Here is a 23869-nt window from a genome sequence, read left to right as displayed (position 1 = left end):
CGATTTCTCCTGAACCGAGGAAACAGGCAGGATGCAGCAACCCGGCCGGGCCGCAGAGATCAAGGCAATTGGGATCGGCAAGAGCTTCGGCTCGTTCCGTGCATTGGACAATCTGTCGCTCGATATCGGCCGCGGCGAGTTCCTGACCCTGCTCGGACCGTCCGGTTCGGGCAAGACCACATTCCTGATGATCCTTGCCGGCTTCGTGCAGCCGAGCGAGGGCCGGCTGTTCAGCGACGGCGTCGACATCACCGACCGGCCGGCCGAACAACGCGCCGCCGGCATGGTGTTCCAGGGCTACGCGCTGTTCCCGCACATGAGCGTCGATGCCAACATCGCCTTCCCACTCAAGGTGCGCAAGAAATCGGCGGCCGAGATCAAGCGCCGGGTCGGCGAGATGATCGAACGCGTCGGCCTCAAGGGCCACGAGAAGAAGCTGCCGGCGCAGCTGTCAGGCGGTCAGCAGCAGCGCGTGGCGCTGGCGCGCGCGCTGGTGTTCGAGCCTGGCGTGCTGTTGCTCGATGAGCCGTTCTCGGCACTCGACAAGGGTCTGCGCGGCCAGATGCAGGCCGAGATGAAGCGGCTGCACCAGGAGACCGGCACCACCTTCGTCTTCGTCACCCACGACCAGAGCGAGGCACTGGCGCTGTCGTCGCGCGTCGCCATCTTCAACCATGGCAAACTGCTGCAGGTCGGAGCGCCCGACGAGGTCTACGACCGGCCGGACAATCGCTTCGTCGCCGAGTTCCTCGGCGAGATCAACATGCTGCCGCTGAAGGGGGTCCGCCCAGCCGACAATGGCTTGACCGGCCTCTGCGAAGACCGTGCGGTCTCCGTGCGTTGCAAGGCCGAGGCGGTGCGCGGCGATGCGATCCTGGCGATCCGGCCCGAGTACATGTCGATATCAGGGGAGGCGGCGGCCGGTGAGAACGGCATCGCCGCGACAGCGACCAACTCCACCTATCTCGGCGCGGCAACGCGGCTTGACCTGACGACGCGGCAAGGCGCCAAGGTCACGGTCTCCGTGCCCAACGAGATAGCGGCGGCCGCGCTCAGCAAGGGCAACGCCGTCTGGCTCACCTGGCCGGCTGAAAAGGGTTTCCTCCTTCCGCATGGAGGACAATGACGAACGGTGTGGCGAGACACCTGCCCACCACTTTGCGGTACCATCAACGACAAAAAAGGGGAACTGACATGACACACGATACCAAGAAACAAGCCATCGAGAGCCTGTCCGCCAGGGCAGGTCGCGGCGAAATCTCGCGCCGCCAATTCACGCAGCTGGCAGCATTCGTGCTGGCCGGCACGCCGATGATGCTGCGCTCGACCGGTGCCTTTGCCGCGGCCAAGGAACTGGTGCTGGTCAACTGGGGCGGTGACGCCATCACGGCTTACGACGCCGCCTACGGCCAGCCCTTCACCAAGGAAACCGGCATCACCGTCAAGATGGATGGCTCGGGGCCGACCGAAGGCGCCATCGCTGCGCAGTTCAAGAGCGGCGCGCCGACCTGGGACCTCGTCGACGTCGACCCGTTCTCCGCCATCACGCTCGGCGCTCAGGGCGCCCTCGAGCCGATCGACTATGCGATCGTCGACAAGAAGAAGATGCGCGAAGGCTTTGGCTGGGAATACGCCGCCTCGACCTATTTCTTCTCCTATGTCATCGCCTACGACTCCGAGAAGTACGGCAAGGACGCGCCGACCGGCATGGCCGATTTCTTCGACGTGAAGAAATTCCCCGGCAAGCGCTCGCTCTACAAATGGGGCGTGTCGAGCTGGGAAGCCGCCCTGCTGGCCGACGGCATCGCGCCGACGTCGCTCTATCCGCTCGATCTCAAGCGCGCGCATGACAAGATCGCCGCCTTCAAGGAAAACGTCGTTGCCTATTGGGGCGGCGGTGCCGAAAGCCAGAGCGTGCTGCTCAATGGCGAGGCCTCGATGGCGATCGTCTGGTCGACGCGCGCTTCACTGATCGAGCAGGACTCGGGCGGCAAGATCAAGTTCATCTGGGACCAGGGCCTGATCTCGCCCGGCGCGCTCGCCGTGCTCAAGGGCAATCCTGGCGGCAAGGACGCGGCCATGAAGTTCATCGCCAGCACCCAAGACCCGCAAAAGCAGTTGGTCATGTTCGACAAGCTCGGCCAGGGCCCTGCAAATCCAGCTACCGACGCGCTGATCCCCGCCGACAAGAAGCGCATCAACCCGGTCGATCCCGAGAACATGAAAAAGCAGATCGCGCTCGACATGGACTGGTACGCCAAGAATTACGGGGCAGCGCTCGACGAATACACCAAGATCATCTCGGCCTGACCAGGGCCGGGATGATCGGGTCGAAATGAGATCCTATCTCTCCGACAGGATGGGCGCGGCGCTGTTGATGGCGCCGCTGCTCCTGTTTCTTGTCCTCGCCTATGCCTGGCCGTTCCTCGGCGTCGTCAAATGGAGCTTTACGCTGCCGCCGCCCGGGCTCGGCCAGTATAACGCACTGCTCACCGACGATCTGGTGCAGTCGGTGTTCATCCGCACGCTGCGCATCGCGGCGATCGTCACCGTGGTTTCGGTGGCCGCTGCCTACGCCATCACCGTCGTCTGGGTGCGCGGAACCCCGGCACAGCGCCTGATCGCCGAGTTCTGCATTCTAGTACCCTTCTGGATTTCCGTCCTGACCCGTGCCTTCGGCTGGGTGGCGCTGCTGTCCAATCGCGGCCTGATCAACACGTGGCTGCAGGCGATCGGCTTCATTTCCGAACCGCTGGCGCTGGTGCGCAACGAATTCGGCGTCATCGTCGGCATGACGCATTTCCTCATTCCTTTCGCCGTCTTCCCGCTGGCATCGGCCATGCGCAGCCTCGACGACCGCGTGCTGCTGGCCGCGCGCGGCCTCGGCTCCAGCCGCATGCGCACCTTCTGGACGGTGTTCGTGCCGATGACGCGCTCCGGCATCATCGGCGCGGCGATGATCGTCTTTGTGTTTTCGCTCGGCTTCTTCGTCACGCCGGCGATCCTTGGTGGCGGCCGCAGCGTCATGATCGCCGAGCTGATCTATCTGCGCATCTTCCAGAGCCCGGATTGGGGCCTGGGGGCGGCGATCAGCGTGGTGCTGGTGCTGTTCGTCGGCGCGCTGATGGCGCTGCTGTTCCGTTATGTCAGACCGAAGCAGCTGATCTGATGCCGACCTATCGGCCCGGTCCCGTCTCGCTGATCATCGCCGCCTTCGTCGCGCTGTTCCTGTTGATGCCGCTGCTCGCCGTCATCCCGGTGTCGCTGACGCCGAGCCGCATGCTGGCGATGCCGTCGGGCGAACTGTCGCTGCGCCACTACCGGTCGCTGGTCGAGGATCCGCGCTGGCTCCAATCGATCCTGCTCAGCATCCGCATCGGCATCGTCAGCAGTGCCTTTTCCACCGTGCTGGCGCTGTGCTTCAGCCTCGGCGTGTGGATGTTCCAGCCGCGCTTCACCGCGGCACTCGTCGGCTTCGTGCTGCTGCCGATGGTGGTGCCGCCCGTGGTTTCGGCGATCACGCTCTACTTCCTGCTCACCTCGATCTCGGGCTTCAGCTCGTTCTTCGGCTATGACACCTGGCTGGGTGTCGCCATGGCCCACTCGGTGATGACCGTGCCGTTCGCCACCGTTCTGATGCTGGTCTCGCTCAGCCAGCTCGACCGGCGCATCGACCTTGCCGCGCGCGGCCTCGGCGCCTCGGTGTGGGAGCGGGCCACCCGCATCATCATGCCCAACATCAAGTTCGGCATCGTCACCGCGGCACTTCTGTCCTTCGTGCTGTCCTGGGAGGAGATCGGCGTCACGCTGTTCATCACCTCGGTCAACGCCATCACGCTGCCCAGGCTGATGTGGATGGGCCTGCGCGACAACATCGACCCGGCGATCGCCGCACTCTCGGTGATCCTGATCATCATCACGGTGCTGGTGCTGGCGGTGCGCAGTTTCGTGAACCGGATGAACGCGGGGCAGTGAGAAGGCAAAGCGTGGCGCAGGCCCGCTTAAGACCTTCGGGCAAAGCTTTCCTCCCATCCCGCCGGACATCTCGCCCACAAGGGCTTCGGGCTACCCCATCGCGCGGCGGATTGTCCTGGACAGGCGGGCAAGGAATGTTGGTCGGGACGATGCGTCGAGCTTCCACGACAGCACCGCCATGGCCATTTGCCGCGGCAGCATGCCGACCGACAGGAACCAGGCGGCAAGCACGGCACGGCGGCGCAGGGACGCCGTCATTTCGAGGCTGGCGACAGCGCCCGCGGCCGCTAGCGCCAGGCGGGAATCGTCGGCCACGGGGTGCCGGTGCCTGTCCGCGCAGAGCGATGCCAGCCGTTCTTCCAGATGGACCGGATCATGGCGAACAATTTCTGCCGGCACGACGGTCAGGCCGGCCTGCGATGCCTGGTCCGACAGCGCCTCCATGCGGTGGAAATCGTGCTCTACCCGCCAGCGTGCCCGTTCGGCGAGCTTTTCACCGAAAACCGAATGGTTGGCGCCGTGGATTCGGTAAGCGCCGACACATTCATCGATGGACTGAACGTGACCATACAGCGGCGCCAGCGTCGCAAGATAGCCGTCGGCGCCCTGGCGAAAATCCGATTCCGGAATCGGCATGATCGATTCCAGGGTCGTCCGGTCAAAGGCCAGCCCGCTGGTTACGGTCGTCTGGTAGCGCCCCTTGCGCAGAAGTTTCGGCATGACATCGCCGCTGTCGAAGGGCAGTTCCGGCGGCGGAAAGACGTCCTTGATGCGTTGCCGGTCATCGACGATGTGCAATCTGGATTGCACCTGGGCGGTTGCCTCGTCCCAGGTGTCGACGATCCTGGAGACGGCTTCCGGATAAAGATAATCGTCGGCGTCGAGGAAGAGGACGATTCGGCCCGAGCTCGCGGCAAAGCCGGTGTTGAAGGCGGCCGCGTGCCCGCCATTCTTTCGTCGCGGACAAGCGAGGATCCTGTCGCCATAGGATTTCATGATCGTCGTGGAATTGTCCTGCGATGCATCGTCGACGACGATGACTTCGACATCGTCGTGGTCCTGCTCCAGCGCGCTGTCGATGCTACGTTCAAGGAAACGCGCGTAATTGTAGTTCGGAATAATGATGGAAACTGGGATTTTGTGGGGGGTGGACTGCATCGCATTCGACCTCGCATCTTGCTTTGGTTTTGGCAGACCCCGCTCGTGGGCTGCCTCCTCTTCAAGCTCGCTCCGCGAATTTGCCGAGGAAAAGCCTCGCCTTTTCGTCGGGTGACGGACCACGTCACTCTTTCACGACTTGATGAAAAGCCGCCATCGCCTTCGAGGATCGCGGTGGCTGACTGGGGTACGCCGGCCAGCCCAAAAGCTCCGACGCTCTTGGTTATCGACCAAGCCCGACGGAAATGGTGTCGCGTTTGGTCACAGTGGGACCGCAGCGGACGCCTTGAAGGCACGTTAGATACTGGCCTTTAAATGCGGCTGGAACAAGCCGCTATCCGAAAACTGATGTCCAGAGGCGTGGCCAGATGGTGTCAGACAAAACAAACCTCACCGAGACGCGGCCAATCCTGCCTAGATCGCAAGGCTGCTCGGCGCCCCGTGACGACGTTGTTGGCGAAGTCGTATCAGCATTCATCAGTTCTATGACGAATCGCCATCGCCTCCGCGCGTCGAATGGTTATATCTGACACAATATGCAGAACGCAGGCAGGCTTCCGAAAGGCAATGGTCGGCAGCGCAAAGGCTAGAGGAAGAGGACGATGACCGCGCCTGGCGATTTGCAGCAGGCACTGTTTCTGAGGCTCAAAAGCGATGCAGCCCTGTCGACCTTGCTGGGCGGCGCGGGATTGCTCGAACGGGCAACCGACAATGCCGCTTTTCCCTACGTGACTTGTGGCCAGACCTCTGCCTTTGACTGGGATACGGGCGCGGAGAACAATAACGATCAGCTGGTCACTCTGCATGTCTGGTCGAAAGCCCAGGGGGAAGCCGAAACACTTGCCATCATGGACGCTATCAAAGCGCGGCTCGCCAATGCGGCGCTGGAGATTGGCGCCCACGGCCAGACACGACTGTCGCTCGAATTCAGCGAGGTTCGCCACGACGAGGATCTGCTCGTGCATCACGGGCTGCTGCGTTTTCGCGCGATAACGCAGGAAAACGCCTGATACGCTTTCAATATGGTCGAAACGGAGTCTAGACTGGACTCTCGCGGGATTTCACGGTTGACGCGGTGAAATCCCAGGTTGACTGTCTCGCGTTGCAGGGGTGTGGCGAGGATGTTTTCGGCGCCGTTCACTGTTCATTTCACGTTCAGCACCGATGCGTTACAACGTCGACCATGAAAACGCTTCGCTCCCACTTCCGAACCGCGACACTGGCGCTCTGTGCTGCCGGGCTGTTTGCGTCGCAGGCGATGGCGATGCCGGTCATCGCGCCCGACCAGGCCAGCCCGATCCTGCTGGCGGCGTCCGATTGCTACGCGATCGGTCAGCAGGTGGCCGAACAGAATGGCGGAACGCTGGCCAAGGCCTCGCAATCGACACGTGGCGGCCAGCCTGTCTGTGTCATTGTCGTGCTCGTTCCTGGCAAGGACGGACAACGTCCGCGCCGTTCCGAAATCGTCGTTCCGCTGAACTGACCCACTCTTCCATTTTACAGACCTCCGTTTCCCAGGCCGCCGGAATCGGCCTATACCTGACCCTAGCTCTTCAACAGGTATCGAACTCCGCATGCGCGTACTCGTCGTCGAGGATGACAAGGATCTCAACCGGCAGATATCGGATGCGCTGGTCGATGCCGGCTACGTCGTCGACCGCGCCTTCGACGGCGAGGAAGGCCATTTCCTCGGCGACACCGAGCCCTACGACGCCGTCGTGCTCGACATCGGACTGCCGCAGATGGACGGTATCAGCGTGGTCGAGCGTTGGCGGCGCGGCGGCCGCAAGATGCCGGTGCTGATCCTGACGGCGCGCGACCGCTGGAGCGACAAGGTCTCCGGCATCGATGCCGGCGCCGACGACTATGTCACCAAGCCGTTCCACATCGAGGAGGTACTGGCGAGGCTCCGGGCCCTGATCCGGCGCGCCGCCGGCCATGCCTCGTCCGAACTGACCTGCGGACCGCTGCGCCTCGACACCAAGGCGTCAAAGGCCGATGTCGACGGCGTGCCGCTGAAACTGACATCGCACGAATTCCGCCTGCTTGCCTATCTGATGCACCATATGGGCGAGGTCGTCTCGCGCACCGAACTGGTCGAGCATCTCTATGACCAGGATTTCGACCGCGATTCCAACACTATCGAGGTGTTTGTCGGGCGGCTGCGCAAGAAGATGGGCATCGACATGATCGAAACCGTGCGCGGCATGGGCTACCGCATGCGTGAGCCGGAGGCGTAACTCGGAACCGCTCAAATCAATCGCAAGGACGCCGCTTTCGCTGCGTTTGTGGCCGCGTTCGCTGACGTTCCGCGTCATCGCCTTTTCCACGGTCTGGGCGATCGTGACGCTCGTCGTCATCTTCACCCTGATCACTACCCTCTACCGCCAGGCCAGCGAGCGCGGCTTCGACAGCCTGCTTTCGGCGCACCTGTTCAATTTGATCGGCTCCATCGGTATTTCCGACAACGGTGCGCTCACCGGCGCTCCCGACCTCGGCGATCTCCGGTTCTCGGAGCCGAATTCGGGCTGGTACTGGTCGGTGGAGCCCGCCTCGGAAGGCGTACATGGCGATCTCCACTCGTCTTCGATGACCACGACAATCCCGTCGCCGAGCGTTGCCGATGTGCCGTTCAACGCCAGCTTCCAGCGCAGCTATGCGGCCGAAGGCATCGACGGCGAGCAGCTCGAAGTATTCGAGAGCGAATTCGTTCTCGATTCCAAGAACCGCGCCGCGCGCTTCCGCGTCATGGGCAACCAGAGCGAGCTCGAACAGGAAATCGCCACCTTCCAGCGCCGCCTGCTGACTTATCTCAGCCTGTTCGGCGTCGGCATGATCGCCATCAACGCGATCGCCATTCTGCTCGGCCTGCAGCCGCTGCGCCGGGTCAGGAACGCGCTTGCCATGGTGCGCGAGGGCACAGCGCAGAGGCTCGACGGCCGGTTTCCGGCCGAGATCGAACCGCTTGCGAACGAAACCAATGCGTTGATTGAAAACAACAGGCGCATCGTCGAGCGATCGCGAACCCAGGTCGGCAATCTCGCCCATTCGCTGAAGACGCCGCTCGCGGTGCTGCTCAACGAGGGCAGGGCGCTTGGCGGCGCCAAGGGACAGCTGATCACCGAACAGGCCGCTTCCATGCAGAAGCAGGTCGAGCACTCTCTGCAGCGCGCCCGCGTCGCGGCACAACGCGACAGCGTCGTCTACCGCACGCCGGTGACGCCGCTGGTGCAGCGCATGGTCCGGGTTCTACAGAAGCTCAATCCGCGGACGAACCTGTCGCTGTCATTGCCGGCGACCGAAATCGTCTTCGCCGGTGAACGCGAGGACCTTGAGGAATTGCTTGGTAATCTTCTCGAAAACGCGATGAAATGGGCAAAAAGCGCGGTGTTGGTCTCGGTCGTGCCTTTGACCGGCAAGGACGATCCGACCGGCCTGTTTGAGATCAGCATCGAGGATGACGGCCCGGGCATTCCCGAGGACAAGGCGCGCGAGGCGCTGAAGCGCGGACGGCGTCTGGACGAGACAAAGCCCGGAACAGGTCTGGGGCTGGCCATTGTCGCCGACCTCGTCAACGAGTATGGAGGCGTCCTGGCGCTCGAACGGTCCGGCATGGGCGGATTGAAGGCGGTGGTGCGATTGCGGAGCCTTCAGTGATGTTCAGCCACGGCCATTCGACATCGATGGATGGGGCATGTTATGGCGGCATGTCGATTGGTCCCGGATTGGCCGGCAGCGGCCAAATTTCCGACAAATATCAATACTATGGCCACGTCAGCTTCTCCGATGACGCGGCCCCCGGCTCATTCATAACAGGCTCCAACTCAAGAAAACCGGTTGTTGGCATGAAGATTCGCGTCGCGCTTGTTTCCGCATTGCTGGCCGTTTCCGGCTGCACCACCTTGAGCGGCAAGGGGCCGACCGTAGCAGTGACACCGGCCTCGACGCCTCCTTCCAGCGGCAAGGTGACCACGACGATCATTTCGGCGATGGGCGGCGGCCTCATCGGCGGGTCGATCGGCGCCGGCCTCAGCGAGACCGAGAAGCGCAGTGCGCTCGAGGCTGAATACAAGGCGCTCGAGTACACGACCAGTGGCCAGAAGGTAACGTGGAAGGGCGCCCAGGCTTCGCACTATGGCGAGGTGGTTCCGGCACAGCCCTATCGCGTCGGTTCGCAGGATTGCCGCCAGTACACGCAGACGGTGTTCACCGGCGGGGCCGGAGTGACGGCGCGTGGAACCGCTTGCCGCAACACCGACGGCAGCTGGACACCGCTGACCTAATCAAAGACGGGTCCGGTTGGTATCCGGTCGGTTGATGTCGATCAAGGACATGTGGCGCGCCTGCCGTCAAAGCGTCGCAGGAAGCCTGTGTTGGCACGGCAGAACTCTGCCACTATTGGAAGAACCATGCTGTTCTGGGTCATAGCCGCAATTCTCACGCTGGGTGCAAGCCTGGCGGTGCTGCTGCCGCTGGCCGCCAGCTCGAAGGGCGCGTCGTCGAGCGGCGATCACGATCTCGAAGTCTATCGCGACCAGTTGTCCGAGCTTGACCGCGACGCTGCGCGTGGCTTGATCCAGCCGGCGGAAGCTGCCGAAGCGCGCGCCGAGATCGCTCGCCGCATCCTTCGCCTCGACAATGCGGCAACGACGGGCCAGGCGTCCGTCGGCCGAGCCTCGGTCGCGGCAAGGCTGGTGGCAACCGCGGCCGTGCTGGTAGTGCCGCTGGTCAGCTGGGGCCTTTACAGTCAGCTCGGCTCACCCGATTTGCCGTCGCAACCGCTCAGCGAGCGGTTGGCCAAGAACCCGGCCGACAGTTCGGTCGACGAATTGGTGGCGCGGGCCGAAGCCCATCTTGCCGCCAATCCTTCCGATGGCAGGGGCTGGGATGTGCTCGCGCCAGTCTATCTGCGCATGCAACGCTTTTCCGATGCGGCGGCGGCCTATCGCAACGCTATACGCCTCGATGGCGACAGCGCCGTTCGCCAGGCCGGTCTTGGCGAGGCGATCGCCGGTGCGGCAGGCGGCATTGTCTCGGCCGATGCACAGAATGCCTTCGAGGCGGCCTTGAAACTCGACCCGGCCAATGCGAAGGCGAGCTTCTACCTGGCCATGGCGCTGGCGCAGGAGGGCCGCACCAAGGAGGCGGCCACGGCCTGGCAGGCAATGTTGGACAAGCTGCCGCCGGAGTCGCCATGGCGCAGTGCGGTCGAGCAAGCGCTGGCTAGGTCCGGCAGTTCCGCAGTCGCTTCCGGCGGCGCCACCAACGGTCCCGATGCCGGCGATATCGACGCTGCATCCTCGATGTCTCCCGCTGATAGGCAAGCCATGATCAGCACGATGGTCGCGCGCCTCGACGACAAACTGCGGCAAAATCCGCGCGATCCGGAAGGTTGGATGCGGCTCGTTCGTTCCTATGTCGTGCTGGGCAAGGCCGATCTGGCACGTCAGGCGCTCGGTCGCGCCATTGCCGTCTTTGGGGCCGACAGTGACGAAGCGAAAAAAATCACCGCCTTTGCCGCCACGCTTGGTCTGACGGCGACGGAGTAGAGTAAGACATGACGCGCAAACAGAAACGATTGTCGGTGATAGCGGGCGGGTTGGTTTTCCTCGGTGTCGCCACCGGGCTGACCTTCTACGCGCTTGGCCAGAAGGCCTCCTATTTCTACATGCCGGCCGATCTCACAACCGCCAATGTCCAGCCTGGCCAGCGCATCAGGCTGGGCGGGCTGGTCGAAAAGGGCACGATCCAGCGCGGGCAGGGGGCGACGGTCGGCTTTTTGGTCACCGACACGCACAAATCGGTCAAGGTCACCTATACCGGCATCCTGCCCGACCTTTTCCGCGAAGAGCAAGGCGTCATCACCGAAGGCACCTTCGGCCCGGACGGCGTCTTCGTTGCCGACAGCGTGCTGGCCAAGCATGATGAGCGCTATATGCCCAAGGAGGTGGCCGACGGCCTGAAGGCCAAGGGCGTCTGGCAGGAGAGCAAGAGCGAATAGCTCTGGCAGGAGAGCAAAGTGAATTGCAGCCATGGTTGAAACCGGACATTTCGCCTTGGTCCTGGCGTTTGCGCTGTCACTGGTGCAGGCGCTCGTGCCGCTGCTTGGCGCACGCCTGAACAACCAGCGCCTGATGGCGGTCGGTGCGCCAGTCGCGGTGACCGGCTTTGCCCTGACGGCACTGTCCTTCGTGGCGTTGGCGACCGCCTATGCAAGCTCCGATTTCTCGGTGGCGAGCGTGTGGGAAAACTCGCATTCGCTGCAGCCATTGATCTACAAGATCACCGGAACCTGGGGCAATCACGAAGGCTCGATGCTGCTCTGGGTGCTGATCCTGACCTTCTTCGGCGCCCTTGTCGCCGCTTTCGGGTCAAATCTGCCGGCGACGCTGCGCGCCAACGTGCTTGCCGTGCAGGGCGCCATCGGCGCCGCCTTCTTCCTGTTCATCCTGGTGACATCCAATCCGTTCATCCGGCTCAATCCGGCGCCGATCGAGGGCCGCGATCTCAACCCGATCCTGCAGGATCTCGGCCTCGCCATCCACCCGCCCTTCCTCTATCTCGGCTATGTCGGTTTCTCGATCTGCTTTTCCTTTTCGGTCGCCGCCCTCATCGAAGGACGCATCGATGCGTCCTGGGCGCGCTGGGTGCGGCCGTGGACGCTGGTCGCCTGGATGTTCCTGACCGGCGGCATCGCCATGGGATCGTACTGGGCCTACTACGAACTCGGTTGGGGCGGTTTCTGGTTCTGGGATCCGGTCGAGAACGCCTCCTTCATGCCGTGGCTGTCCGGCACTGCGCTGCTCCATTCGGCGATCGTCATGGAAAAGCGGTCGGCGCTGAAGATCTGGACGCTGCTGCTCGCCATCCTGACCTTTTCGCTGTCGCTGCTCGGCACCTTCCTGGTGCGCTCGGGCGTCTTGACTTCGGTGCACGCCTTCGCCACCGATCCGACACGCGGCGTCTTCATCCTGTGCATCCTGACACTGTTCATCGGCGGCTCCCTGGCGCTGTTTGCGTTGCGCGCCTCGCGTCTGACGGCCGGCGGCCTGTTTCATCCGATTTCTCGCGAAGGCGCGCTCGTCCTCAACAATCTGTTCCTGACCACGGCCACCGCGACCGTGCTCGTCGGCACGCTCTATCCGTTGGCCGTCGAGGCCTTTTCCGCCGACAAGATTTCGGTCGGCGCGCCGTTCTTCAACCTCACGTTCGGACCCTTGATGGTGCCGCTGCTGCTGGTGGTTCCGTTCGGGCCGCTGCTGGCCTGGAAGCGCGGCGATGTCTTCGCCGTCGCCCAGCGCTTGATGGTGGCTTTCGCCGCGGCCCTCCTGGCAACGCTGGTCACCGCTTTGTTCATCGACGGCGCGTCGGTGTTTGCGGCCCTGGGCATCGGCCTCGCCGTCTGGCTGATCCTCGGGGCGCTCACCGACCTTGCCGTCAAATCCGGCTTTGGCAATGTCGCGCCGGGGATCGTGGTCAGGCGCCTGCTCGGCTTACCGCGCTCGGTCTTCGGCACCGCCTTCGCTCATCTTGGCCTTGGCCTGACCACGCTCGGCATCGTCGGCACGCTTTGCTTCGGCACCGAGAAGATCCTGTCGATGCATGCCGGCGAGACCGTCGAACTCTCCGGCCATACGGTGCGTTTCGTCGGGCTTTATCCGGCCCAGGGGCCGAACTACAGCGAGGATCGCGGCCGCTTCGAACTGATCGGCGTCGGCGGCGGTCCTGTTGCCGAAATCAGCTCCGCCAAGCGGTTTTATCCTGTGCGGCAGATGACGACGACGGAATCCGGCATCAAGACGATCGGCCTCTCCCAGCTCTACATCTCGCTCGGCGACGAGGGCAATGACGGTTCCGTCGTGGTGCGTCTGTGGTGGAAACCGCTGGTGACGTTGATCTGGGGCGGCGGCCTGGTGATGATGGCGGGCGCGGCGATGTCGCTGATGGACCGGCGCCTGCGCGTCGGCGCGCCGTCGCGGCGGAAAAGACAGGCGAGCGCTGTGACGTCCTTGGGCCTGCCATGAGCGCAAGATTTTCGCTGACCTCGCTTGTCCTGCTGCTGGCGCTGTTTTTCGCCGGCACGGCCCTGGCGGTGAAGCCTGACGAGATGCTGCCCGATCCGGCGCTCGAGGCGCGGGCGCGGGCGCTGTCGGAAGGCCTGCGCTGCATGGTCTGCCAGAACCAGTCGATCGACGAATCCGACGCCGACCTTGCCCGTGACCTGCGCATCCTCGTGCGCCAGCGCCTCGTCGCCGGCGATACCGACCAGCAGGTGATGGATTACGTCGTCTCCCGCTATGGCGAGTTCGTGCTGCTGAAGCCGCGTTTCGATCTGCGCAATGCGTTGCTGTGGGGCACGCCTGTCCTGCTGTTGCTGGTGGGAGGCGTTTTCATCGTGCTGACCGCGCGGTCGCGCCGCACGCTGGCGACAAGATCCCTGTCCGCCGAAGAGCAGGCATCGTTGGATGCCATATTGCGCCGCGATTGACGCCGCCGTCACTGCCAAACATTACCAAAGTTTCATGTGTCGGAAATGGCGCCGTAATGTGCGCTTCTCTAATTCTCTCTTCCCGAGGATGCCGATCGAGCAGCATCCATTTGAAAGAGGATACGAGAACCATGAATATTGCCCCCAATTCATATTCCCTCACCCGCAAGCATCTGCTGGCTGCCGTCGCGTCCATCGCCGTGGCCGGTGCGATCGGCGTCGGCGCGCTGACCAGTGGAACCAGCCCTGTTCTGGCCGACGCCGTGCGCGTCGAGGCGCCGCAGGTGCCGGGCTTCGCCGATGTCGTCGAGCGCGTTTCTCCCGCCGTTGTCAGCGTCAAGGTCAAGGCCAAGATCAGCCCGGCGGCCGATGATGGCTCCGACCAGTCCGACGATCCGGACGGAATGAACAACATGCCCGATAACCCGCAGCTGCGCCGCTTCTTCAAGGAATTCCGCGGCTTTGGCGACCAGAACGGTCAGGACGGTAACAGGCGCTTCAGCCACCGTGACCACAATAACGGCCAGCCGCGGCCGGTTGCGCAGGGATCCGGCTTCTTCATCTCCGATGACGGCTATCTCGTCACCAACAACCACGTCGTTTCGGAAGGCTCGGCCTTCACCGTGGTGATGAATGACGGCAAGGAACTCGACGCCAAGCTGATCGGCACCGACCCACGCACCGATCTCGCCGTGCTCAAGGTCGAGGGTGTCGGCAAGTTCACCTACGTCGACTTCGCCGACGATTCCAAGGTTCGTGTTGGCGACTGGGTGGTGGCCGTCGGCAATCCGTTCGGCCTCGGCGGCACCGTCACCGCCGGCATCGTCTCGGCCCGCGGCCGCGACATTGGCGCCGGCCCCTATGACGACTTCATCCAGATCGATGCGTCGGTCAACCGCGGCAATTCGGGTGGCCCGACCTTCAACCTCAACGGTCAGGTCGTCGGCATCAACACCGCGATCTTCTCGCCGTCCGGCGGCAGCGTTGGCATCGCCTTCGACATTCCCGCTTCGACCGCCAAGCAGGTCGTTCAGGACCTGATGAAGAGTGGTTCGGTGCAGCGCGGCTGGCTCGGCGTCGAAATCCAGCCGGTCACGTCCGACATCGCCGAATCGCTCGGTCTGAAGTCCAACAACGGCGCGCTGGTTTCCAGCGCCCAGGACAATGGCCCCGGCAAGAAGGCCGGCATCACCGCCGGTGACGTGATAACCCAGGTCGACGGCAAGGACGTTGCTTCGCCGAAGGAACTGGCACGCCTGATAGGCGCCTTTTCGCCCGGCAAATCTGTCGACGTCACCGTGTGGCGCGACGGCAAGAGCCAGACGGTCCAGGTCGATCTCGGCACTCTACCCACCAGTGACAAGCAGGCATCTGCCGACCAGCCGCAGCCGCCCGCTCCGGCCAAGCCCGACACTCTGGCCGATCTCGGACTGACCGTCACCAAGTCCGAAAGTGGCAAGGGGCTGGTGGTGACCGACGTCGACCCCGACAGCGATGCCGCAGATCGCGGCATCCAGCCAGGCGACGTCATCACATCAGTCAATTCGACCGAGGTGAACGGCACAGACGATGTCACCAAGGCGATGACCGACGCAGTCAAATCCGGCCGCAAGGCGGTGCTGATGCAGATTACCCGCGACGATACCAATCGTTTCGTCGCACTGCCCGTCGCCAAGGGCTGACGCTGTTCGACTTTTCCGGTGCGGCCGTTTCAAACACCCCCGAGCCGCCGCACGGGAAAGCATGGAGGAGCGCGCGTTAGTCAGTCATCGTGCTCTCCCCCGGCGGCAGCGGGCCTCCCATCGCCCGCTGCCGCACTATCGTCTGAAAGCCTGCTTGTCGTCTGAAAGCGTTTCGGCGGTCTTGGCGCAACCACATCGGGGACAAGGACTTTATCGCACACGGCTTCGGATGATCTTGATCGCGATGGCAAAGGCCACAATGCAGATGTCTGCCACTCAACCTTCCGGCGAAATCGCGTATAACCGTCCCATGAAGATTCTCATCATAGAGGACGATCGCGAGGCCGCGGATTACTTGCAGAAAGCCTTTACCGAGGCCGGTCACACCGCGCATGTCGCCGGTGATGGCGAAACCGGCTTCGCGCTCGCCGATGCCGGCGACTACGACGTGATGGTCATCGACAGGATGATGCCGCGCCGTGATGGCCTGTCGGTCATTGCCGGTCTGAGATCCAGGGGCAACACGACCCCGGTGCTGATCCTGTCGGCGCTGGGCGAGGTCGATGACCGGGTCACCGGCCTGCGCGCCGGCGGCGACGATTACCTGACCAAGCCCTATGCCTTTTCCGAGCTTCTGGCCCGCGTCGAGGTGCTGAACCGCCGCGCCAGCGCCAAGGAAGCCGAAACCGTCTACCGCGTCGGCGATCTCGAACTCGACAGGCTGTCGCATTCGGTCCGTCGCGCGGCGCGCGAGATCACGCTGCAGCCACGTGAATTCCGCCTGCTGGAATATCTGATGCGCCATGCCGGCCAGGTGGTGACGCGCACGATGCTGCTCGAAAATGTCTGGGACTATCATTTCGATCCGCAGACCAATGTCATCGACGTCCATGTCTCGCGGCTGCGCGGCAAGATCGAGAAGGGCTTCGACAAGCCCATCCTGCATACGGTTCGCGGCGCCGGCTATATGCTGAAGAGCAGTTAGCGGCAGCATGGCTCTTTCCGTGCCAGCCATCATGAAGACGACGGCAGCGCGGCTTTCGGCGCTCTACCTCCTGCTCTTCGCGCTCTGCGCGGTGGCGCTCGTCTTCTACATGACCTCCCTGTCGGCGCGCATGCTGACGGGGCAGACCCAGGACACCATCAACGACGAGGTGCTCGGTCTGGCTCGCGCCTATCAACGCGGCGGCCTGCCGGTGTTGGTCCGTGTGGTCGAGGCGCGCTCGCGCCAGCCCGGCGCAAACCTCTATCTGATCGCCGATGCCAACGGCCAGATTCTGACCGGCAATGTGCAGAGCCTTGAACCGGGCGTTCTCGAAACCGAAGGTTGGACCAGCAGCCCGTTCTCCTACCAGCGCTTTGGCGAAGGAGAACTCGAGCGTCTGCGCAATCTGCCCGCCGAGCAGGGTACCAACCAAACCGAGCAGAACGACGCGCAGGCCCAGGGCGAAACGGGCCACAACGCCATTGCGCTGGTGCTGCGGCTGCCAAACCAGATGATCATGCTGGTCGGCCGTGACCTCGGTGAGCCGGAGCGGTTTCGCGCCGTCATCCGTCGCGCCCTGATGCTGGCGCTCGGCATGATGGGGCTTGGCGGGCTGCTGATCTGGTTCTTCGTCGGCCGCGCGGCGCTGAAGCGCATCGACAGTGTGTCGGAGGCCAGCCGCCGCATCATGGGTGGCGACCTGTCCGGCCGGCTGCCGGTGACCGGGACCGGCGACGAGTTCGACCGGCTTTCCGAAAACCTCAATGTGATGCTGGCCAGGATCGCCACGCTCAACGAAGGCTTGAAGCAGGTTTCCGACAACATCGCGCATGATCTGAAGACGCCGCTGACGCGGCTGCGCAACCGGGCAGAAGCGGCGCTTTCGGGTAAGCACAAGACTGCCGACTACCGTCAGGCACTGGAAGGCACCATCGCCGAGTCCGACCAACTGATAAAAACCTTCAATGCCATCCTGATGATCTCCCGGCTGGAGGCTGGCTACTCCTCGGAGAACACCGACCGCGTCGATCTTGCGGGGGCCGTGCGCGATGTCGTCGAACTCTACGAGCCGGTGGCGGAGGAGGCGGGCGTCTCGCTGGAGACAGACGTGCGGGAGACGGTTTTCGTCAACGGTAACCGCGAACTGATCGGCCAGGCGCTGTCGAACATCGTCGACAACGCCATCAAATATTCGACCGACGTCGCTGCTCAGCCGGCTGTGCGCGTAGCCCTTGAGCGAACCGGCACGGATGTTCGGCTGTCGGTCGTCGACAATGGCCACGGCATCCCCGACGATAGCGACCGCGCTCGCGCGACGGAACGTTTCGTGCGGCTGGAAAAGAGCCGTTCGCAGCCGGGTTCCGGTCTTGGCCTCAGCCTCGCTAAGGCCGTCATGACATTCCACAATGGCCGGCTTGATCTCTTGCCTGGCAATCCCGGACTATCCGTGGTCATGAGTTTCCCGGTACGGGAGGATCACTGATGAGCACGGCTGCGAAGCGGGCGGTGGCGCAATGGCTGCTGAAGCCGTCTATCAGCCTTGCTCCACTTGACGAGAACCGTTCGCGGCAAGAACTGGCCGAGATCGCCTCCGCCGCAAACGAGGAAGGGCTGACACGGCTGGCCAGGTTCCTGGCCGGCAAAGGGGAGGGCCAGGATTTCCTGGCAGCCATCTTCGATCTGTCGCCCTTCCTGCGCGACACGGCACGTCGCCGGCCGCGGATGCTCGATGGGCTGTTCGAGCAGACGGTCGAGGATCGGCTGAAGGCGATCGGTGCTGCCATCGACCAGGCGCACCTGGCCGAGGCGGTCTCGGAAGCCGGCCTGATGATGGAACTGCGCCGGTGCAAGGCCGAGGCGCATTTCCTGATCGCGCTAGCCGATCTTGCCGGTGAAGCCGAAACGGCGCTGACGGTGCGGCGGCTGAGCGACCTTGCCGATGCCTGCACCCGCGCCGCCGTCGACTTCCTGCTGCGTGACGCGCATGGCCAGGGCAAGCTCAAACTGCCGGATCTCGACAATCCGTCGAAGCAATCGGGCTGGATTCTGCTCGGCATGGGCAAGCTCGGCGCGCACGAGCTGAATTTCTCCTCGGACATCGATCTTGTGGTTTTCTTCGATCCGGAAGCGCCGGCCGTCGTCGATCCGCTTGACGCCACCGAGCTGTTTTCGCGCCTAACGCGCCGCCTGGTGCGTATCCTGCAGGATCGCACCGAGCACGGTTATGTCTTCCGCACCGATTTGAGGCTGCGCCCTGATCCGGGTTCCACCCCGCTGGCGATTCCGGTCGAGGCCGCACTGCGCTACTATGAGGCGCGCGGTCAGAACTGGGAGCGTGCCGCCATGATCAAAGCGCGTCCGGTGGCCGGCGACCTGGCAGCGGGCGCGGCCTTCCTCAAGGAGCTCCAGCCCTATATCTGGCGCAAATACATGGACTACGCGGCGATTGCCGATGTCCATTCGATCAAACGCCAGATCCACGCCCACAAGGGCCATGGCGAGATCGCGGTCAAGGGCCACAACGTCAAGCTCGGTCGTGGCGGCATCCGCGAGATCGAGTTCTTCGTCCAGACCCAGCAGCTCATCGCCGGCGGCCGCTTCCCGGAACTGCGCGGCCGCGAGACCGTGCCGATGCTCGGCCAGCTTGCGGCGCGCGGCTGGATCACCGCCGATGCGCGCGACGCGCTGGCGCGTCAGTATTGGTTCCTGCGCCGCGTCGAACATGCCGTGCAGATGGTTGCCGACGAGCAGACGCACACGCTGCCGGAAGACGATGAGGGGCTGGAGCGAATCGCCCGTATGTTGGGCTTTGCCGACGCCTCCGCTTTTTCCCAAGCGTTCCGCACTTCGCTGCAGCAGGTCGAACGCCATTACGCGGCTCTTTTCGAAACCGCGCCGGAGCTTTCGACCGGCATCGGCAATTTGGTATTCACCGGCGATGTCGACGATCCCAATACGTTGCAGACCTTGCACGGTCTCGGCTTTCAGCGGCCAAGCGACATCTGCCGCGTCATTCGCGGCTGGCATTTCGGCCGCTATCGCGTCACCCAGTCGGCGGAGGCACGCGAGCGGCTGACGGAACTGACACCGGCGCTGTTGCGGTCCTTTGGCCAGACGCGCCGGGCCGACGAAGCCCTGATGCGCTTCGACGAGTTTCTCGCTGGCCTGCCGGCCGGCATCCAGCTGTTTTCCCTGCTGCAATCCAATCCAGCCCTGTTGAAGCTTCTGGCGACAATCATGGGTGCGGCACCCCGGCTGGCGGCGATCATCACGCGCCGGCCGCATGTTTTCGACGGTTTGCTGGACCCGGCCTTGCTGACGGAGCTGCCGGACCGCGCCTATCTGTCGGCGCGGCTTTCCGCCTTCGTCGAGGGCGACCGGCTGTATGAGGACGTGCTCGACCGGCTGCGCATATTTGCCTCCGAGCAGAAATTCCTGATCGGCGTCAGGCTGCTGGCCGGCTCGATCGACCCTGCGCGCGCCGGCCGCGCCTTTTCCGATCTGGCGGATCTCACCATCGAGGCGGCGCTGCAGGCGGTGACAACCGAATTCGCGGCGCGCCACGGCACGATTGCCGGGGGCTTGGTTTCCCTGCTCGGCTTAGGCAAACTCGGCAGCCGAGAGTTGACCGCCGGATCGGATGTCGACCTGATCCTGCTCTACGACCACGCGCCGGATGCCGAGGAATCCGATGGCGCCAAGCCGCTGGCGCCTTCGCATTACTACACCCGCATGACGCAGCGGCTGATCGCGGCGGTGTCCGCGCCGACGGCGGAGGGGGTGCTCTACGAACTCGACCTGCGCCTGCGGCCATCCGGCAACAAGGGCCCGGTCGCCACCCATATCGATGCCTTCAAGAAATATCAGCGTCAGGAAGCCTGGACGTGGGAACACATGGCGCTGGCACGGGCGCGTACCATTGCCGGCAACCCCAGCCTGTGCAGCGACGTCGAGGCGGAAGTGGCGGCGGTGCTTGGCCAGCCTCGCAACGCCGCAAAGGTGATGGCCGAGGCCTCGGACATGCGCGCCATGATCGAGAAGGAAAAGCCGCCGCGCGACCTTTGGGACATCAAGCTGATCCCCGGTGGCCTCATCGATCTCGAATTCATCGCTCAGGTGGCCGTCATCACCGGGCAGGTCGAGGCTGGGCCGCGTGCGCCGGCCGTGCCAATTGCACGTGCCCCGGCCGCGCCAATGGCACGTGCCCCGGCCGTTGCACGTGCCACCGGCACGGCCGAGATCCTGTCGCGTCTCGCGCCGGGCTTCGCCGATGCCGGGACAAGGCAGGACCTTGGCGACGCCTACTCGCTCTATCTGGCACTGACCCAGATGACGCGGCTGTGCCTCACCGGAGCCTTTGAACGCGACGATGTTCCACCGGGGCTGTCGGATCTGCTTCTGGCGGTGACCGATCTGCCGGATTTCGGTGTGCTGGAAGCACATCTCAAAGAGACGTCGCAAAAGGTCAGGAAAGATTTCGACCTTTTGCTTCGTACGGGATGACCGCGACGAGCGGCTATCTCGGACCGCATCGGGGGTGACGATGCAACAGGAGAAGACCATGAGAAAGACAACCAAACTTGCCCTTGCCTTCGTTGCCTTGGCCGGCGCCGTCGGCACCACGGCCTATGCCGAAAACAATGCCAGCGCAAAAATGCGTGAGGGCACGATGATGCGCCTCAACAAGGCGATGAAGGATTCGAACGGGACCATCAGCTTCGACCAGTTCTCCGACGCCATGAACGCGCGGCTGAAGAAACTCGTCGCCGACAACGGCGGCAAGCTGACCGTCGCCCAGCTCGCCGAGGCGCTGGAGAAGGCGCGCTTCGAGCAGATGGCCAAACGCATCATCGCCCGCTACGACACCAAGGACGACGGCACGCTGACGTCAGACGACATCACCGGTCGGGAGAAGAAAATCTTTGCCATGCTCGACAGGAACAACGACGGCAAGATCGAGAAGAGCGAATTGCCGAAGGGCGGCCGCTTCGGCCGTCACCCTCAATGGAGTGACGACGGCGACAACAGCGATATGCAGTGAGGCTGTCTGTGGCAGGCTCCGGCGGTGTCAGTCGGAGCCTGCTGCTCAGGCCGCGACCCTGATCGCCGGCGAGGCTTTCTTCAACGGAATGCGCACCGATACGATCGTGCCGACACCTTCGGTCGAACGGATCTTCAGCGCGCCACCCTGGAGCTCGGCCAGCGAACGCGAGATGGCTAGGCCAAGGCCGGATCCGGCGTGGCTCTTGGAGAACTGATTCTGCACCTGTTCGAAGGGCCGTCCGAGCTTGCCGAGCGCATCCTTGGGGATGCCGCAACCATTGTCCTCGATCGTCAGCACCAGCGCGCCGGATGTGTTTCGGGCCCTGACCGATATGTGGCCGCCCTGGCCGGTGAATTTCACCGCATTGGACAAAAGGTTGATGACGATCTGCTTGATCGCACGGCGGTCGGCGACCAGCGTCAGCGCGTCGGCGATGCGGGTTTCCATGGTGATGGCCTTTTGCGTCGCCTGCAATGATACGACGCGAACGGTTTCGCTGATCAGCGGGCCGAGATCGATCTCTTCGCGGTCCAGCGAGAACTGGCCAGCCTCGATCTTGGACATATCGAGAATGTCGTTGATGACGCCCAGGAGATATTTACCGCTGCTGTTGATGTCGGTGGCGTATTCCTCGTAGCGCTCCGATCCGAGCGGGCCGAACAGCCCCTGTTCCATGAGTTCGGAGAAGCCGATGATCGCGTTCAGCGGCGTGCGCAACTCATGCGACATGTTGGCCAGGAACTCGGACTTGGCTCGGTTCGCCGCCTCGGCGCGTTCGGTTTCCTTCATATATTTGCGGTTGAGGTCGACCAGTTCGCGCGACCGCTCCTCTTCCGCCCGCCGCGCAAGGCTGAGATCATGGATCGTCGCCATCAGCCGGCGCTCGCTGTCGACCAGCTTCTCCTGGTGCAGCTTGATCTGGGTGATGTCGGAGCCGACCGAGACGATGCCGCCGTCCCGGGTCCTCAGTTCGTTGACCTGCAGCCAGCGGCCGTCGGCCAGCTGCCGCTCGAAAGAGGCGCCGCCTTGCAGGCCGCTGGTGTTGGCAAGCCGCCGTTCGGAGGCAAAGGCCAGCATGCGTTCTTCCAATGCCGCGCGCGCGGTGCCCGGCATCACGTCACGGTCCGAAAGCCCGTTATCCTGCTGATATTTGGAATTGCACATGATCAGGCGCTGCGCCGAATCCCACAGTACGAAGGATTCGTTGATGTTCTCGATCGCTGTTCTGAGGCGAAGGTCGGCCGCTTCGGAACGCAGCGCCAGATGACGCTGTTCGGTGACGTCGACGGCGATGCCGATGAGCTGGATTTCCGGCGCTTCCGGATCGATGACCTGCGCCCGTGCGCGCATCCAGACCCATTGGCCGTCGGCATGCCGCATCCGGAACACCTGGTCGATGTGGTCGATCTCGCGCGCGACGATTCTGTTGGCGAGCTGGAACAGGTCGCCGTCCTCGGGGTGGATGATCTGATCGACCTCGCCGAAGGACAGCATCGTGTCGCAGGGCTTGTAACCGAGCATGTCGTACATCGATCGCGACCAGTACATCTTGCCGCGCACCATATCCCAGTCCCACAGGCCGCAGCGGCCGCGAACCAGTGCCATGTCGATGCGCTGATGCGCTTCGAGATAGATGCGGTCAGCCGCCTGCGCACGTGCCGCCTGGCCGAAATAGGCATAGAGGATGACGATCAGCACGCCGGCCGTCAGCACGAACAGGGTGACGTTCAGCGAAACAGTCTTGCGCCAGGCATCGAAAACCGCGTCCTGCGGCACCAAGGCCGCCGATGCGCCCTTTCCACCATTCGCCAGGCTGACAGCCGCATACCAGTCCCGTCCGTCGATGTTGACTTCCATGACGCCGGCGCGATCGCCGAACATGAACAAGGGCTGGCCGCCCTCGACCAGGCTGTCGAGCGAATGGCCCTGCCATGGCATCGAACGCGGTGTCTCCGCGACGATCTTGAAAGCACTGTCGGTGATGACGAGCACATGGCTGCGGCCCATCGCGCCCTGACGGCTTGTGGTCTCCAGCAGATCCTGGATGGCGCCAGGCACCGTGTCCGAGGTGGTGGCCAGCGAACTGGCCAGTTGGCCCGCCGCCAGCGTCAGGATCGCCTTGGCATTGCGCTCGACATCGTCGCGCTCGTTCATCAGCGATAGCACGCGCAGCGCCGCGATGACGATCAGGAAGGTGATGATGAGGACGGGTATCGATCGGCGCAGCAGCGGCTCGGCGGCCAGAAGCCGTCGGTAGGCCGGTTCGGCGATGAGCCGCGTATTCCCCGCAAGGCCGTCGCCGCGCGTCTCGCGATGCGCAAAAGCCGTCCCTTCGGGCGCGCCCCACGCGTCCGCCTTCGCCATAAATGGCACTCCCCGTATTTGCCTATGCTGCTTGGTGATCCGGCAAACGCCGCACATCCGAATCGTCAGTAAAGAATCAAAGGTGATTCGCCTTGTCCAGTGGTCCGGCCAAAAAAGATTAAAAATCGACTAAAATAATGCTGAAACGGCCTATCTCCCCCACTAGGGTCCCA

General features: G+C 63.5%; 20 protein-coding genes. 18 read left to right on the top strand and 2 right to left on the bottom strand.

Annotated elements, in window-relative coordinates; translation table 11 throughout:
- The first annotated feature begins 31 nt into the window (after nucleotides 1–31).
- From NKG99_RS26770 to NKG99_RS26755, 4 genes are all read left to right on the top strand, one after another.
- Nucleotides 32–1126: an ABC transporter ATP-binding protein gene (locus NKG99_RS26770; RefSeq protein ID WP_352871994.1), complete on the top strand. Its 1095-nt coding sequence runs from the start codon at nucleotides 32–34 to the stop codon at nucleotides 1124–1126.
- Nucleotides 1127–1194: 68 nt separating this feature from the next.
- Complete coding sequence (locus NKG99_RS26765) at nucleotides 1195–2310, top strand: ABC transporter substrate-binding protein (RefSeq protein ID WP_352871992.1); 1116 nt, start codon at nucleotides 1195–1197, stop codon at nucleotides 2308–2310.
- A 25-nt stretch (nucleotides 2311–2335) separates the two neighbouring features.
- Nucleotides 2336–3169, top strand: a complete 834-nt coding sequence (locus NKG99_RS26760) for an ABC transporter permease (RefSeq protein ID WP_352871990.1) — start codon at nucleotides 2336–2338, stop codon at nucleotides 3167–3169.
- Nucleotides 3169–3975 (top strand): ABC transporter permease, encoded by an 807-nt coding sequence (locus NKG99_RS26755; RefSeq protein ID WP_352871989.1) that lies wholly within the window; start codon nucleotides 3169–3171, stop codon nucleotides 3973–3975. The genes NKG99_RS26760 and NKG99_RS26755 overlap by 1 nt, the downstream gene beginning before the upstream one ends.
- 90 nt (nucleotides 3976–4065) lie before the next feature.
- Here the strand turns inward: NKG99_RS26755 and NKG99_RS26750 are convergent, their stop codons facing one another.
- Nucleotides 4066–5133, bottom strand: coding sequence for a glycosyltransferase family 2 protein (locus NKG99_RS26750; RefSeq protein ID WP_352871988.1), 1068 nt, complete (start codon nucleotides 5131–5133; stop codon nucleotides 4066–4068).
- A 602-nt stretch (nucleotides 5134–5735) separates the two neighbouring features.
- Between NKG99_RS26750 and NKG99_RS26745 the strand changes: the two genes are divergently transcribed.
- From NKG99_RS26745 to NKG99_RS26680, 14 genes are all read left to right on the top strand, one after another.
- Nucleotides 5736–6143: a DUF3168 domain-containing protein gene (locus NKG99_RS26745; RefSeq protein WP_352871987.1), complete on the top strand. Its 408-nt coding sequence runs from the start codon at nucleotides 5736–5738 to the stop codon at nucleotides 6141–6143.
- 173 nt (nucleotides 6144–6316) lie between these two features.
- Nucleotides 6317–6616 (top strand): hypothetical protein, encoded by a 300-nt coding sequence (locus NKG99_RS26740; protein ID WP_126068492.1) that lies wholly within the window; start codon nucleotides 6317–6319, stop codon nucleotides 6614–6616.
- Nucleotides 6617–6707: 91 nt separating this feature from the next.
- Nucleotides 6708–7373, top strand: coding sequence for a response regulator transcription factor (locus NKG99_RS26735; RefSeq protein ID WP_023812809.1), 666 nt, complete (start codon nucleotides 6708–6710; stop codon nucleotides 7371–7373).
- A complete protein-coding gene (locus NKG99_RS26730; RefSeq protein WP_352871986.1) occupies nucleotides 7357–8790 on the top strand; it encodes an ATP-binding protein in 1434 nt (477 codons plus the stop codon). The genes NKG99_RS26735 and NKG99_RS26730 overlap by 17 nt, the downstream gene beginning before the upstream one ends.
- 188 nt (nucleotides 8791–8978) lie before the next feature.
- On the top strand, nucleotides 8979–9416 hold the full coding sequence (locus NKG99_RS26725) for an RT0821/Lpp0805 family surface protein (protein WP_352871984.1): 438 nt from the start codon (nucleotides 8979–8981) through the stop codon (nucleotides 9414–9416).
- A gap of 126 nt (nucleotides 9417–9542) precedes the next feature.
- Nucleotides 9543–10682, top strand: a complete 1140-nt coding sequence (gene ccmI / locus NKG99_RS26720; protein WP_352871983.1) for a c-type cytochrome biogenesis protein CcmI — start codon at nucleotides 9543–9545, stop codon at nucleotides 10680–10682.
- An 8-nt stretch (nucleotides 10683–10690) separates the two neighbouring features.
- Nucleotides 10691–11134: a cytochrome c maturation protein CcmE gene (gene ccmE, locus NKG99_RS26715; RefSeq protein ID WP_352871982.1), complete on the top strand. Its 444-nt coding sequence runs from the start codon at nucleotides 10691–10693 to the stop codon at nucleotides 11132–11134.
- Nucleotides 11135–11165: 31 nt separating this feature from the next.
- The gene (locus NKG99_RS26710) at nucleotides 11166–13157 is read left to right on the top strand and encodes a heme lyase CcmF/NrfE family subunit (protein ID WP_352871981.1); all 1992 of its coding nucleotides are present in this window, start codon (nucleotides 11166–11168) and stop codon (nucleotides 13155–13157) included.
- Nucleotides 13154–13621 (top strand): cytochrome c-type biogenesis protein, encoded by a 468-nt coding sequence (locus tag NKG99_RS26705; RefSeq protein WP_352871980.1) that lies wholly within the window; start codon nucleotides 13154–13156, stop codon nucleotides 13619–13621. The genes NKG99_RS26710 and NKG99_RS26705 overlap by 4 nt, the downstream gene beginning before the upstream one ends.
- Before the next feature lie 131 nt (nucleotides 13622–13752).
- Complete coding sequence (locus tag NKG99_RS26700; protein WP_352871979.1) at nucleotides 13753–15303, top strand: Do family serine endopeptidase; 1551 nt, start codon at nucleotides 13753–13755, stop codon at nucleotides 15301–15303.
- Between the two features lie 310 nt (nucleotides 15304–15613).
- Entirely contained in the window at nucleotides 15614–16288 is a 675-nt protein-coding gene (locus NKG99_RS26695; RefSeq protein ID WP_352871978.1) for a response regulator transcription factor, read from the top strand.
- 7 nt (nucleotides 16289–16295) lie between these two features.
- Entirely contained in the window at nucleotides 16296–17771 is a 1476-nt protein-coding gene (locus NKG99_RS26690) for a sensor histidine kinase (RefSeq protein WP_352871977.1), read from the top strand.
- Nucleotides 17771–20791 (top strand): bifunctional [glutamine synthetase] adenylyltransferase/[glutamine synthetase]-adenylyl-L-tyrosine phosphorylase, encoded by a 3021-nt coding sequence (locus NKG99_RS26685; RefSeq protein ID WP_352871976.1) that lies wholly within the window; start codon nucleotides 17771–17773, stop codon nucleotides 20789–20791. Before NKG99_RS26690 ends, NKG99_RS26685 begins: the two co-directional genes overlap by 1 nt.
- A gap of 58 nt (nucleotides 20792–20849) precedes the next feature.
- A complete protein-coding gene (locus tag NKG99_RS26680; protein WP_352871975.1) occupies nucleotides 20850–21329 on the top strand; it encodes an EF-hand domain-containing protein in 480 nt (159 codons plus the stop codon).
- A 45-nt stretch (nucleotides 21330–21374) separates the two neighbouring features.
- Here the strand turns inward: NKG99_RS26680 and NKG99_RS26675 are convergent, their stop codons facing one another.
- Entirely contained in the window at nucleotides 21375–23696 is a 2322-nt protein-coding gene (locus NKG99_RS26675) for a PAS domain-containing sensor histidine kinase (protein ID WP_352871974.1), read from the bottom strand.
- Nucleotides 23697–23869: the final 173 nt, after the last annotated feature.

Origin of the sequence: Mesorhizobium sp. M1409 (assembly GCF_040317535.1) — a bacterium.
GTDB lineage: Bacteria > Pseudomonadota > Alphaproteobacteria > Rhizobiales > Rhizobiaceae > Mesorhizobium.
Note: the sequence above shows the minus strand (reverse complement) of the source record. Positions and strands in the feature narration are given on the sequence as shown.

What these genes read in the sequence shown, in the direction of transcription:
- NKG99_RS26770 (WP_352871994.1), top strand. Translation starts at nt 32, where the DNA reads ATGCAGCAACCCGGCCGGGCCGCAGAGATCAAGGCAATTGGGATCGGC.
- NKG99_RS26765 (WP_352871992.1), top strand. Translation starts at nt 1,195, where the DNA reads ATGACACACGATACCAAGAAACAAGCCATCGAGAGCCTGTCCGCCAGG.
- NKG99_RS26760 (WP_352871990.1), top strand. Translation starts at nt 2,336, where the DNA reads ATGAGATCCTATCTCTCCGACAGGATGGGCGCGGCGCTGTTGATGGCG.
- NKG99_RS26755 (WP_352871989.1), top strand. Translation starts at nt 3,169, where the DNA reads ATGCCGACCTATCGGCCCGGTCCCGTCTCGCTGATCATCGCCGCCTTC.
- NKG99_RS26750 (WP_352871988.1), bottom strand. Translation starts at nt 5,133, where the DNA reads ATGCAGTCCACCCCCCACAAAATCCCAGTTTCCATCATTATTCCGAAC.
- NKG99_RS26745 (WP_352871987.1), top strand. Translation starts at nt 5,736, where the DNA reads ATGACCGCGCCTGGCGATTTGCAGCAGGCACTGTTTCTGAGGCTCAAA.
- NKG99_RS26740 (WP_126068492.1), top strand. Translation starts at nt 6,317, where the DNA reads ATGAAAACGCTTCGCTCCCACTTCCGAACCGCGACACTGGCGCTCTGT.
- NKG99_RS26735 (WP_023812809.1), top strand. Translation starts at nt 6,708, where the DNA reads ATGCGCGTACTCGTCGTCGAGGATGACAAGGATCTCAACCGGCAGATA.
- NKG99_RS26725 (WP_352871984.1), top strand. Translation starts at nt 8,979, where the DNA reads ATGAAGATTCGCGTCGCGCTTGTTTCCGCATTGCTGGCCGTTTCCGGC.
- ccmI (WP_352871983.1), top strand. Translation starts at nt 9,543, where the DNA reads ATGCTGTTCTGGGTCATAGCCGCAATTCTCACGCTGGGTGCAAGCCTG.
- ccmE (WP_352871982.1), top strand. Translation starts at nt 10,691, where the DNA reads ATGACGCGCAAACAGAAACGATTGTCGGTGATAGCGGGCGGGTTGGTT.
- NKG99_RS26710 (WP_352871981.1), top strand. Translation starts at nt 11,166, where the DNA reads ATGGTTGAAACCGGACATTTCGCCTTGGTCCTGGCGTTTGCGCTGTCA.
- NKG99_RS26705 (WP_352871980.1), top strand. Translation starts at nt 13,154, where the DNA reads ATGAGCGCAAGATTTTCGCTGACCTCGCTTGTCCTGCTGCTGGCGCTG.
- NKG99_RS26700 (WP_352871979.1), top strand. Translation starts at nt 13,753, where the DNA reads ATGAATATTGCCCCCAATTCATATTCCCTCACCCGCAAGCATCTGCTG.
- NKG99_RS26695 (WP_352871978.1), top strand. Translation starts at nt 15,614, where the DNA reads ATGAAGATTCTCATCATAGAGGACGATCGCGAGGCCGCGGATTACTTG.
- NKG99_RS26690 (WP_352871977.1), top strand. Translation starts at nt 16,296, where the DNA reads ATGGCTCTTTCCGTGCCAGCCATCATGAAGACGACGGCAGCGCGGCTT.
- NKG99_RS26685 (WP_352871976.1), top strand. Translation starts at nt 17,771, where the DNA reads ATGAGCACGGCTGCGAAGCGGGCGGTGGCGCAATGGCTGCTGAAGCCG.
- NKG99_RS26680 (WP_352871975.1), top strand. Translation starts at nt 20,850, where the DNA reads ATGAGAAAGACAACCAAACTTGCCCTTGCCTTCGTTGCCTTGGCCGGC.
- NKG99_RS26675 (WP_352871974.1), bottom strand. Translation starts at nt 23,696, where the DNA reads ATGGCGAAGGCGGACGCGTGGGGCGCGCCCGAAGGGACGGCTTTTGCG.